This window comes from Paenimyroides marinum, assembly GCF_900108395.1.
Taxonomy (GTDB): Bacteria; Bacteroidota; Bacteroidia; order Flavobacteriales; family Flavobacteriaceae; genus Flavobacterium; species Flavobacterium marinum.
In genome coordinates, this window is the sequence record NZ_FNXE01000034.1 from 17,660 (window position 1) to 28,750 (window position 11,091).

Consider the following 11,091-nt stretch of genomic DNA (forward strand, 5'->3'; position numbering starts at 1 on the left):
AACCAAAAAAACGTATCTTTGCAAAAAAAATTCCGAATGAATATCGTTAACGGTTTTTCTAAACTTACGAAAGAGCAAAAAATAGAATGGTTGGTGTCGCAGTATTTTCAAGGCGATTTATCGGTTGTTTCTCTGTTAAAATCATACTGGAACAGCGATGTACAATTACAAAAACTGCATGATGAGTTTATAGAAAACACCATTACCAATTTTTATTTACCAATGGGTGTTGCACCTAATTTTAACATCAACGGAAAAACGTTCGCTGTTCCAATGGTTATTGAAGAAAGCTCAGTGGTTGCGGCAGCAGCAAATGCGGCAAAATTCTGGAGTAAACGCGGTGGTTTTAAGGCAACGGTTTTAGCCACAGAGAAAATTGGGAATGTGCATTTTATGTTCAAAGGTTCTAAAGAAAAATTAGTAACATTTATAGAAGGATTACAACCGGTTTTTAGAATCCGAACGGCTGAAATTACCCGAAATATGGAAAAGCGTGGCGGCGGCATTTTAAAAATAGATTTGATTGATAAAACCAATGAACTGTCTGGTTATTACCAATTACATGCTACATTTGATACCCGCGACAGCATGGGTGCCAATTTTATCAACTCTTGTCTGGAAGAATTTGCCAATGTACTTCGTGAAAAAGCGATGGAATATGAAGCATTTACGGCAGCTGAAAAAGAATCTTTACAGGTTGTTATGTCTATTTTGTCGAACTATGTTCCAAATTGTCTGGTTCGTGCCGAAGTTTCGTGTAAAATAGAAGATTTGAAATCAAAAGAAATCCAGAACCCGCAGGAATTTGCCGAGAAATTTGTGCAGGCAGTCCGCATTGCAGAAATTGAAACCTATCGTGCTGTAACGCACAATAAAGGAATTATGAACGGTGTAGATGCAGTGGTTTTGGCTACAGGAAACGATTTCAGAGCAATTGAAGCCGGTGTGCACGCATTTGCAGCGAAAAATGGAAAATACACATCGCTTTCGCACGCTGAAATTGTGAATGATGAATTCCGTTTTTGGATGGATTTACCGTTGGCGTTAGGAACAGTGGGGGGATTGACCAATCTGCATCCAATGGTAAAATTCGCTTTGGAATTGTTAGGAAAACCCAACGCCAATGAACTGATGGAAATTATTGCCGTGGCAGGATTGGCACAGAATTTTGCAGCAATAAAATCGTTGACCACTACAGGAATTCAACAAGGACACATGAAAATGCACTTGATGAACATTCTCAATCAATTACAGGCGACTGATGATGAACGGAAAGAAGTAGCGGCACATTTTCAGGAACAAACGGTTTCGCACAGAGCAGTGGTTGATTTTGTGGAAAATTTGAGGAGAAAGTAAGGGGAAGTTATTGCCCCACAGATGTACAGATATTTTTTTTAAGATTATCGAAGTTATTAGAGTTTCGTCAGTTCGAGCTTGTCGAGAGCTTAAATTAAAGAACTTCTCGATACAGAATTTTTCCAAAATTCTTACTCGAAGTGACGTAACTAAACGATATTTTTATACTTCATAAAAGATTATAAATGAAATTTTACAGCAACGGAAAACTCTTTATTTTAGGCGAATATTATGTGCTCGAAGGTGCAAAAGTCTTTGCGTTGCCTACAAAATTTGGTCAAAGCTTAGATGTTTTTCCTATTAAAACCAAAACCTTAAGCTGGAAAAGTTATGATGCCGATGGTTCGGTTTGGTACAACGATGAGCTTTTAATCAGCGACATTCTTGCAAATAATCAAACTTCCGATGATAAAATTAGGAATACGTTGATTGATATTTTGCATCAGGCAGATTTGATAAACCCTAACGTTTTAAGAAACAGAGGTTTTGTGGTAGAAACCCAACTGACTTTTCCCAGAAATTGGGGGTTGGGAACTTCATCAACCTTAATAAATAACATTGCACAATGGTTTGAAATTGATGCTTTTGAATTGTTGCAACGCTCGTTTGGTGGTAGCGGTTATGATATTGCCTGTGCACAAAATGATAGTCCGGTAACTTATCAGGTAAAAAATCATCAGCCCATTGTTGAGCAAGCTACTTTTAATCCCTCTTTTAAAGATCAGATTTACTTTGTGTATTTAAACCAAAAACGCGACAGTAAAGAAGCTATTGCCAATTTCAGAAAAAAACAAAAAAATCTGACTAGCGAAATAGAAGAAGTTTCACAAATGACGGATGAATTATTGAAAATTCAGGATTTGGAAACTTTTATATCATTCTTTAAACGCTACGAAAAAAAATTAAGCACCATTTTAGAAACACCAACCATTCAGGAACAGTTATTCGCTGATTTTGACGGATTGGTAAAAAGCCTTGGTGGTTGGGGGGGCGATTTTGTGATGGTGGCAAGTAGAGAAAATCCAACAACTTACTTTAAAGAAAAAGGTTTTTCGGTTATTTTACCATATCGGGAAATGATCTTATAAAAAAGACACCGATATTTAATATCGATGCCTTTTTTCGTTTGTTTGTTGTTAAAAAATTGGTTAGATTGAATAGTTATTTTTCCGGTCTCAACTTGTCACTGTATGTGATTTTGTAAGGTTTCTCTTCGTCCGGATTGCCTTTCATTACATATACAAACTTATGCTTACTTGCCTTATTAGTATTTATATAAATCGTTTTTTTAGTAGCTTTATCATAAATGCTGGTAACTTCGGTATTTACAATGCGCATGTTTTTTGCCAAACCTGTTGTTTTGTTGGTTAAAACACTGCCTTTGTAAAGGGTGGAATTATCATTCTTTACAATAACATCTTCGCCGTTAAAACCTTGTGTAAAGAACAAAATAGAATATTGTTTGTCTGTTGCGTTATATGCTTCTAGGAATTTTTGTTGAGCACTTTCGCTCACCGCCCTGAAATCGTTTCTGGTTTGTTCGGTAAAGAAAATTTCTTCTTTTTTGTCAGATCTAACAAGTTCTTTTTTATCATTTGTATCAGAATCTTTTTCACTGTTTTTCTTGGCAGTTGTTTTACATGAAACCACGCTTAACATACCCAAAGCCAGAAGTAGTATTTTATATTTCATTATAAATTTCATCTTATTAGGAAATATGATTTGTTATCTTTGCAAGATACGGATTTATTAGCATAAATCGTTCCAAAAGTAAAAATAAGAACAATTGAGTATTTACACTTGATTGTCTTCTGAAAATCCACATTTTGTAGAAATTTATTGTAGAAATATATGCACAATTTTGATGTAATTGTTGTTGGTGGTGGTGCGTCGGGCTTTTTTACAGCAATAAACCTCGCCGAACAGAGCCCCGATCTGCGTATCGCTATTTTAGAACGCGGAAAAGAGGTTCTGAGCAAGGTGAAAATTTCCGGCGGAGGTCGCTGTAATGTCACACACGCTTGTTTTGTGCCTAATGTACTTACAAAATTTTATCCTCGGGGCGAACGTGAATTAAAAGGACCTTTTCATACGTTTTGTACGGGTGATGTAATGCAGTGGTTTGAAGATCGCGGAGTTGTTTTAAAAATTGAAGACGACGGTCGGGTTTTTCCTGAAACAGACAGTTCGCAAACAATTATCGATTGTTTTTTAAGCGAAGCAACATCGTACGATATTAAAATTATTATCCAAACCATTGTGCAATCTATTCAAAAAACAGATGATTTTTGGTCGTTGGCAACTTCAAAAGAAACGTTTCGGTGTAAGCAATTGGTCGTAGCAACGGGGAGCAATACCAAAATTTGGGATTTGTTGCAAACAATCGGACATTCCATTATAAAGCCTGTTCCGTCGTTGTTTACATTTAATATTAAAGACGATCGTATTAAAGATTTAATGGGTGTTTCGGCAGAAATGGTAACCGTAAAAGTAAAAGATACTAATTTAAAAGCTACCGGCCCCTTATTGATTACGCATTGGGGTATGAGCGGACCTGCTATTTTACGACTTTCAGCTTGGGGAGCACGGGAATTGTTCGATAAAAATTATCAGTTTCAGTTAATCGTTAACTGGACAAACGACTATGTTTTCGATGAGGTTTTGGAAGAATTGATGCAAAACAAACAGGAACATCCCAGGAAAACTATTTTTAAATATCCGCAATATAATCTCACGCATCGTTTGTGGCAGCAATTGGTCAAAGCAGCCGACATTTCAGAAACAATGACTTGGGCTGATGTTTCTAAAAAATACTTGGTCAAATTGGCAGAACAGTTAACACAAGGTGCCTTTGACGTTAACGGAAAAAGCACGTTTAAAGAAGAATTTGTTACTGCCGGCGGCATTGATTTAAAAGAAGTGAATTTTAAAACAATGGAAAGCAAATTGCATAATAATTTGTATTTTACCGGCGAAATTTTAAACATCGATGCCATTACCGGCGGTTTTAATTTTCAAAATGCCTGGACAACAGGTTTTCTGGCAGCCAATGCCATTGCAGCAAAATATTAAGGGATAGTTGTTTAAATAAAGTTAACATGCCGTCAGTTCGAGCTTGTCGAGAACTTCTCGATACGCTGCATTTTATTTCGCTACTCGAAGTGACGAAACAGTAATAGACAACGTCAGTTCGAGCTTGTCGAGAACTTTTATAAAAAGATTATTAAATGAAAACATCATACGTTTATATTCTTCTTTGTTCAGATAATACTTATTACACTGGTGTTACAGCAGATGTTTACAAACGATTTGATGAACATCAAGATGGAAAGTTTTACGAGTCATACACTTATAAGCGACGACCGTTGAAGTTAGTTTATTTTTGTAATTTTATGGATATTGAACAAGCCATTCATTTCGAAAAACAGATAAAGAAATGGTCACAAGCTAAAAAGAAAGCTTTAATTGAAGGAAGATTTGAAGATTTACCGAATTTAGCAAAGAAAGAAAATAAAAATTAAATGATTTTACGAAGTTTATATCACATCAAAAATATAAATCAACATTTTTCGTCAGTTCGAGCTTGTCGAGAACTTCTCGATACGCTCCATTTCATTTCGCTACTCGAAGTGACGGTAGAGTAATAACAGTGCGTCAGTTCGAGCTTGTCGAGAACTAAAGAAAATAATTAAACAGATAAAATGACAATTTTAGATAAATTCAAAACAACAAATAATACAAAACTAACCAATAAAGGTTCGTTTACCTTTTCGGCACCAAGTAATATTGCTTTGGTAAAATATTGGGGGAAAAAAGACAATCAAATTCCTGCAAACCCGTCGTTGAGCTTTACGTTGAATCATTGTAAAACCATTACCACTTTACAATTTGAACCTAAAACAGAAAAATCCATTTCGTTTGATTTATTGTTTGAAGGACAACCGAAAGAATCGTTCCGGCCAAAAATCCAGAAGTATTTTGAACGCATTCAGGATTTGTGTCCGTATACTTTAGATTATTATTTTACGATTGATACCAAAAACACTTTTCCACACAGTTCCGGAATTGCTTCGTCGGCTTCGGGTATGGCAGCGTTATCGGCAAATATCATTGCATTGGAAAAGTTAGTTAATCCTCATCAAACAGAAGATTATTATCTGCAAAAAGCATCGTTGCTGGCACGATTGGGTTCGGGAAGTGCTTGCCGAAGCATCAAAGGAAACATCGTGGTTTGGGGTGAAACGGGAAGTATTGAAAATAGTTCCGATTTGTTTGGCGCGGAATTTCCTTACGAGGTTCACGCTGTTTTCCAAAATTATCAGGATAGCATTTTATTGGTCGATAAAGGTGAAAAGCAAGTGTCGAGTACCGTTGGTCACGAACTAATGCACAATCATCCGTTTGCTACACAACGTTTTGAGCAGGCACACACAAATATTTCGCAGTTAAAAGATATTTTAAAATCGGGAAATTTAGAACAATTTATTGCATTGGTAGAAAGTGAAGCATTGACGTTGCACGCTATGATGATGACTTCGATGCCGTATTTTATCTTGATGAAACCCAATACATTGGAAATTATTAATCAGATCTGGAAATTCAGAGAAACAGCCAACGTTCCTGTTTGTTTTACCTTAGATGCCGGTGCCAATGTACACGTTTTATATCCCGAAAAATACAAAACAGAAGTTCAAAGTTTCATAGAAAATCAATTGTCGGAGCATTGTCAAAACGGACAGTTTATACATGATGAAATGGGGTTTGGAGCGAAATTGATTGCAAATTTATAACAGAAATGAAAAAGCTATTTACATTCATATTTCTCGTTTTTGTATTACAATCCTACGAATGTAATTCACAAAAAAGCGAGACTCAATCGGATGATATAGAAATCTATAACGGAAAATATCAGCTTGAAAACGAAAAACTTATTCGCTTTTCAGACAAAAAACAGGAAAATTGTAACTATTTGTATGGACAAAAAGGAGGAATATATCGTTTACAGATTTGGAACTTCTGAAAAAATAGAAATGGAATATCCCGAAAATAAAGACAAAAGCAGTTTTGATAAATTTGAATATTCGGGTTGGATGAGAGGCGGCGGTATTAAAAATTCAGGAATGCAATTGGATTATTTAGTATTTTCGGTTAATAATTTTAAATATATCGTTTACAATACTTATTTTGCGGAGGGAGATAAACTCAACATAGGAATTAAAGTTCTTGATACACAAACGAATCAAACAATTGATATTAAAGGAATTTATGGAACACGAAAAGGTACATTAACAGATTTTCAATCTGATGACAGAATAAAAAAAGGAGAAGAATTGTATGATTAAATGTCTGAAAAAAAATGAAAACCGAAAAATGCACTCATTGCCATACACCGATTTTATGTAACGTAGATGACATTTCAAACTGCGATTGTCAAAAAGTGGAGCTTTTAGATGAAACTGTTCAGTTTCTCTATGAAAAAACGCAACACGATTGTTTGTGCAACGACTGTTTAAAGAAGTTTGACGAATTAACCAAATTTTCACTGACCAACAAATTCCCTAAACGCCCGACGGAAATGGTGGAAGGACTACATTTTTATATGGAAAACGGCTATTTTGTTTTTACCGAATTGTATCATTATTTAAAAGGACGCTGTTGTAAAAACGGTTGCCGCCATTGTGTTTACGGGATTCATAAATAGAACTATGATTACAATCATAAAAAATCAGTTTTTTAAAACTTAATTTTGTGAAAAATTAATAAAACCAATGGAACAAAAACATGATATTTTAAGCAGAAAAGATATAGAATTGTTGGTCAATCGCTTTTATGAACGTGTTCGTAAAGATGATTTTATAGGATATCTGTTTAACGATGTAGCACAAACTAATTGGGACAAACATTTGCCTAAAATGTATGATTTCTGGGAAGTGATTTTATTTGGAACAGGCAATTTTAAAGGAAATCCTATGCAGGTTCATAAAGAACTGCACGAAAAAAGCCCGATAAACGAAACGCATTTTGAACATTGGCTTATGTTGTTTCATGAAACCATTGATGAACTCTTTGAAGGAAACAACGCTGAAGATATGAAATCCAGCTCGGCAAGTATCGCTAAAAGTTTAATGTTTCGGGTGTTGATGTTGTATTAAAAAGAACCAATCTTGTAATTTTTTACCTTACAGGTTTTTGTATTTAAAAATTACCTATCTTTGTTTTACAAAATAAACGATATGAAAGGGCCATTGTTTTACTCCAAAATCTTGTTGTTTGGCGAATACGGAATCATAAAAGACTCTAAAGGGTTGGCTATTCCGTACAATTTTTACAACGGAGCATTAAAGATCGATAAAAATTTATCTGAAACTGCAAAAAAATCCAACCAAAGTTTAAAAGCGTTTGCGGCTTATCTGCATCAGTTAACAATCAATGAACCGGCACTGGTTCAGTTTGATATGGATGCTTTAAACAAAGATGTGGAAGCCGGAATGTATTTCGATTCAAGCATTCCGCAAGGATATGGTGTGGGAAGCAGCGGTGCTTTAGTTGCTGCCATTTACGATAAATATGCCAAAGATAAAATCACGGTTTTAGAGAATTTGAACAGAGAAAAACTGTTGATTTTAAAACAAATTTTTGGAAGAATGGAATCGTTTTTCCATGGAACTTCATCAGGTTTAGACCCGTTAAATTCGTATTTAAGTCTGCCGATTTTAATCAATTCAAAAGATCATATTGAACCCACAGGAATTCCTTCTCAAAAAGAAGAGGGGCAGGGAGCGGTTTTCTTGATTGATTCTGAAATGGTTGGAGAAACGGCACCGTTGGTAAACATTTTTATGGAAAACCTTAAAAACGAAGGTTTCCGAAAAATGCTTAAAACACAGTTTAATAAATATACCGAATTGTGTGTGGAAAGTTTCTTGAAAGGTGATTTTAAATCGGTTTATACCAATACCAAACAACTTTCTAAAATTGCTTTGAATCATTTTAAACCAATGATTCCTGAGAAATTTCACAACGTTTGGCAACAAGGCATTGATACCAACGATTATTATTTAAAATTGTGTGGTTCAGGCGGTGGTGGCTATATTTTAGGTTTCGCACCTGATTATGAGAAAGCAAAAGAAGCATTAAAAGATTATAAATTAGAATTGGTTTACAGATTTTAGAAAATGGAACGCTCACGACAACTTAAAAGAACGTTATTAAAATTTCTCAGTTTTTTTTCGGTAGTTCGTGGATACAACATAGCCGTTGTGATATTCGCACAATATCTGTCGGCAGTCTTTATTTTTGGCTCTCAATCGAGAGCCATTACTGTTTTAACCGATGGCAGTTTGTTTTTAATCATTTTAAGCAGTGCATTAGCAATTGCTTCGGGGTATATCATCAATAATTTTTACGACACCGAAAAAGACTTAATCAACCGTCCGTTTAAATCGTTACTTGACAAAAAAATCAGTAGGGAAACACAGTTTCGGGTGTATTTTTTTCTGAATTTTTTAAGTGTACTGTTAGCATGGCTGGTATCGTGGCGTGCAGCAGCTTTTTATGCCGTGTATATTTTCATTCTTTGGTTTTATTCTCATAAGTTGAAAAAATACCCTATTATAGGTAACATTACGGCATCTTTGTTGGTTTTGCTTCCTTTTTTCGGAATTTTAATGCACTTTCAAAATTTTAGCTGGGGTATTTTCGCTCACGGATTCTACCTTTATCTTATTATTTTAATTCGCGAATTTGTTAAGGATTTAGAAAACATCAAAGGCGATTTTGCAAATAATTATCAAACCATTCCGGTGCGTTTTGGAACCAATGTTTCAAAGAGTTTAATTACTTTTTTGGTGCTTGTAACGTTGTTGCCTGCCTTTGCATTGATAACGTATTACGAAGTGGGTTATATGCAGTATTATTTTTATGTAAGCAGCGGATTGCTTTTAGCTTTTATAATATTTCTGTACCAGGCAAATTCACAACTTGATTATAAAAAGCTCCACATTCTCTTAAAACTAATTATTCTTTTAGGCGTACTTTCCATTGTATTGATCGATCCAAATGTGATTATTAACGGAAAAAAACTGGTAATACCTTATTTATAAAAAATCCTGTATCCGTTTATAACACAGGATTTTTAATTATAGGCTATCAGATGTTTGCTCTGTTGTATTTATTGGTTCAGTATCTATAGGTTTTGGTTTCGGTTTTACTCTTGCAAAGAAGAAATATAAACAAGTAACAAACCATCCTGCCCAGAATAAATATCCGCCGGTATGAAACTGACTGTTCATGTATTTATGGCTGGTCGATGTAAAATCGTAATAGGTGTAAAACAGTCCTAATAATCCTAAAATGATCAGTGCCAGATTTACAATGCTAAAGTTTTTGTAAGTAGTAATACGTTTTACAATCCATAAAATCGCAATTAATAACAATTGAATGATGAAAACGGCTGCAAATCCTTTGTACCAATGTTTTAAAAAACCATATTCGGTATAAACGGTTGATACACCAATTTTTCCTATAACAGACATTTTTGACAGTAAAATGCCAGAAATCAAACTAATTATTGCCTGAATCAGTATCAATATAATCCATTTGTTTTTCATAACTTTTCTACAATTTAAAACTTAATGTAAAGATGCTAATTATTCTCGTATCTTTGTAAAAATTTTTTCAAAATGAATACGCGGGGCGGAAATAACGGGAACAGAAATAACAGAAAGCCTTCTTTTTCAAAAGGAGGATCATACGATAAGAATAAACAAGACGGAAAATCATCCGCTTCAAAATACAACAAACCGTTTAAAAAGGACGATAAACCTTTCAAAAAATGGGATAAACCGGCAAAAACAGAAAAGCCAGCTGCGGTGAAAGACGATACCATTCGTTTAAACAAATACATTTCAAATTCAGGAGTTTGTTCACGTCGCGATGCCGATTTGTACATTCAGTCGGGCAATGTAACTGTAAACGGTGAAGTGGTTACCGAAATGGGATACAAAGTAAAACCAAACGATAGAGTGGTTTTTGATGGTGTTTTGCTGAATCCGGAGAAGAAAGTGTATGTTTTATTGAACAAGCCAAAAGGTTTTTCTACTGCCGATGATGAAAACGTTTCAAGTGCTTATGATTTGATACGCAACGCATCTACTTCGGTGTTAAAACCAGTGGGCAGAATGGACAAAAGTACCATTGGTTTGTTGTTGTTTACAAATGATAACGAAATGATACAGAAGTTTACCAATGCGGCACAACATTCTTCAAAACTGTATCAGGTTTCTTTAGATAAAAATCTGAAATACGAAGATTTAGAAAAAATTCAAACGGGTGTTTATATCAACGAACATAAAGTCTGGGTAGAAGAGGTTTCGTATGTTGAAAACCAGCCAAAAAGTGAAGTAGGTATTAAAGTAAAAACATCGAATGTAAAGGTGGTTCGTGCTGTTTTTGAAAAATTGGGTTATAACGTTATTAAATTAGACCGCGTAATGTTTGCGGGATTAACCAAATGGGGCATTGCCCGCGGACAATGGCGTTTCCTTACCGAACAGGAAGTGATTAATTTAAAGAATTTAAAATAAATTTTTAGTTCACAGTTTTGAGCTTTTAGAGATAAAAAAATCCGTTTCAATTTGAAATGGATTTTTTGTTATATTTAACAACTAAATGTGGGATTGTATGAAAAAAATCACTACTAAACGGGCAATCTTTCAAATAGGGCAAAATTAGTTG

General features: G+C 34.7%; 13 protein-coding genes. 11 read left to right on the forward strand and 2 right to left on the reverse strand.

Annotated features, from left to right (window positions below; all coding sequences use genetic code 11):
• The first annotated feature begins 36 nt into the window (after positions 1-36).
• Together BLW20_RS11090 and BLW20_RS11095 are read left to right on the forward strand one after the other, a co-directional pair.
• Entirely contained in the window at positions 37-1,356 is a 1,320-nt protein-coding gene (locus BLW20_RS11090) for a hydroxymethylglutaryl-CoA reductase, degradative (RefSeq protein WP_091100758.1), read from the forward strand.
• Between the two features lie 185 nt (positions 1,357-1,541).
• The gene (locus BLW20_RS11095; protein WP_091100717.1) at positions 1,542-2,444 is read left to right on the forward strand and encodes a GYDIA family GHMP kinase; all 903 of its coding nucleotides are present in this window, start codon (positions 1,542-1,544) and stop codon (positions 2,442-2,444) included.
• A gap of 73 nt (positions 2,445-2,517) precedes the next feature.
• Here BLW20_RS11095 and BLW20_RS11100 read toward each other — a convergent pair whose 3' ends face one another.
• Positions 2,518-3,048, reverse strand: a complete 531-nt coding sequence (locus BLW20_RS11100; RefSeq protein ID WP_143037777.1) for a hypothetical protein — start codon at positions 3,046-3,048, stop codon at positions 2,518-2,520.
• A gap of 159 nt (positions 3,049-3,207) precedes the next feature.
• Here BLW20_RS11100 and BLW20_RS11105 point away from each other — a divergent pair, with 159 nt between their 5' ends.
• From BLW20_RS11105 to BLW20_RS11140, 8 genes are all read left to right on the forward strand, one after another.
• Positions 3,208-4,428 (forward strand): BaiN/RdsA family NAD(P)/FAD-dependent oxidoreductase, encoded by a 1,221-nt coding sequence (locus tag BLW20_RS11105; RefSeq protein ID WP_091100722.1) that lies wholly within the window; start codon positions 3,208-3,210, stop codon positions 4,426-4,428.
• Between the two features lie 155 nt (positions 4,429-4,583).
• The gene (locus BLW20_RS11110; RefSeq protein WP_091100725.1) at positions 4,584-4,877 is read left to right on the forward strand and encodes a GIY-YIG nuclease family protein; all 294 of its coding nucleotides are present in this window, start codon (positions 4,584-4,586) and stop codon (positions 4,875-4,877) included.
• A 180-nt stretch (positions 4,878-5,057) separates the two neighbouring features.
• A complete protein-coding gene (locus tag BLW20_RS11115) occupies positions 5,058-6,146 on the forward strand; it encodes a diphosphomevalonate decarboxylase (RefSeq protein WP_091100728.1) in 1,089 nt (362 codons plus the stop codon).
• Between the two features lie 183 nt (positions 6,147-6,329).
• Positions 6,330-6,698 carry a hypothetical protein gene (locus tag BLW20_RS11120; RefSeq protein WP_091100731.1) on the forward strand — a complete coding sequence of 123 codons (369 nt, stop codon included), beginning with the start codon at positions 6,330-6,332 and terminating at the stop codon, positions 6,696-6,698.
• 14 nt (positions 6,699-6,712) lie between these two features.
• The gene (locus BLW20_RS11125; protein ID WP_091100735.1) at positions 6,713-7,057 is read left to right on the forward strand and encodes a cysteine-rich CWC family protein; all 345 of its coding nucleotides are present in this window, start codon (positions 6,713-6,715) and stop codon (positions 7,055-7,057) included.
• Positions 7,058-7,124: 67 nt separating this feature from the next.
• Positions 7,125-7,508, forward strand: coding sequence for a group III truncated hemoglobin (locus BLW20_RS11130; protein WP_091100739.1), 384 nt, complete (start codon positions 7,125-7,127; stop codon positions 7,506-7,508).
• Positions 7,509-7,589: 81 nt separating this feature from the next.
• Positions 7,590-8,528 (forward strand): mevalonate kinase family protein, encoded by a 939-nt coding sequence (locus BLW20_RS11135; RefSeq protein WP_091100761.1) that lies wholly within the window; start codon positions 7,590-7,592, stop codon positions 8,526-8,528.
• 3 nt (positions 8,529-8,531) lie between these two features.
• The gene (locus BLW20_RS11140) at positions 8,532-9,458 is read left to right on the forward strand and encodes a geranylgeranylglycerol-phosphate geranylgeranyltransferase (RefSeq protein ID WP_091100742.1); all 927 of its coding nucleotides are present in this window, start codon (positions 8,532-8,534) and stop codon (positions 9,456-9,458) included.
• Between the two features lie 36 nt (positions 9,459-9,494).
• Here the strand turns inward: BLW20_RS11140 and BLW20_RS11145 are convergent, their stop codons facing one another.
• Positions 9,495-9,965, reverse strand: a complete 471-nt coding sequence (locus BLW20_RS11145; protein ID WP_091100746.1) for a hypothetical protein — start codon at positions 9,963-9,965, stop codon at positions 9,495-9,497.
• 72 nt (positions 9,966-10,037) lie between these two features.
• Between BLW20_RS11145 and BLW20_RS11150 the strand changes: the two genes are divergently transcribed.
• Positions 10,038-10,940, forward strand: coding sequence for a pseudouridine synthase (locus BLW20_RS11150; RefSeq protein ID WP_091100749.1), 903 nt, complete (start codon positions 10,038-10,040; stop codon positions 10,938-10,940).
• Positions 10,941-11,091 lie beyond the last annotated feature (151 nt).

Coding starts and splice junctions, on each gene's coding strand:
- BLW20_RS11110 (WP_091100725.1), top strand. CDS start 4,584: ATGAAAACATCATACGTTTATATTCTTCTTTGTTCAGATAATACTTAT.
- BLW20_RS11095 (WP_091100717.1), top strand. CDS start 1,542: ATGAAATTTTACAGCAACGGAAAACTCTTTATTTTAGGCGAATATTAT.
- BLW20_RS11105 (WP_091100722.1), top strand. CDS start 3,208: ATGCACAATTTTGATGTAATTGTTGTTGGTGGTGGTGCGTCGGGCTTT.
- BLW20_RS11115 (WP_091100728.1), top strand. CDS start 5,058: ATGACAATTTTAGATAAATTCAAAACAACAAATAATACAAAACTAACC.
- BLW20_RS11130 (WP_091100739.1), top strand. CDS start 7,125: ATGGAACAAAAACATGATATTTTAAGCAGAAAAGATATAGAATTGTTG.
- BLW20_RS11150 (WP_091100749.1), top strand. CDS start 10,038: ATGAATACGCGGGGCGGAAATAACGGGAACAGAAATAACAGAAAGCCT.
- BLW20_RS11140 (WP_091100742.1), top strand. CDS start 8,532: ATGGAACGCTCACGACAACTTAAAAGAACGTTATTAAAATTTCTCAGT.
- BLW20_RS11135 (WP_091100761.1), top strand. CDS start 7,590: ATGAAAGGGCCATTGTTTTACTCCAAAATCTTGTTGTTTGGCGAATAC.
- BLW20_RS11120 (WP_091100731.1), top strand. CDS start 6,330: ATGGACAAAAAGGAGGAATATATCGTTTACAGATTTGGAACTTCTGAA.
- BLW20_RS11100 (WP_143037777.1), bottom strand. CDS start 3,048: ATGAAATATAAAATACTACTTCTGGCTTTGGGTATGTTAAGCGTGGTT.
- BLW20_RS11090 (WP_091100758.1), top strand. CDS start 37: ATGAATATCGTTAACGGTTTTTCTAAACTTACGAAAGAGCAAAAAATA.
- BLW20_RS11125 (WP_091100735.1), top strand. CDS start 6,713: ATGAAAACCGAAAAATGCACTCATTGCCATACACCGATTTTATGTAAC.
- BLW20_RS11145 (WP_091100746.1), bottom strand. CDS start 9,965: ATGAAAAACAAATGGATTATATTGATACTGATTCAGGCAATAATTAGT.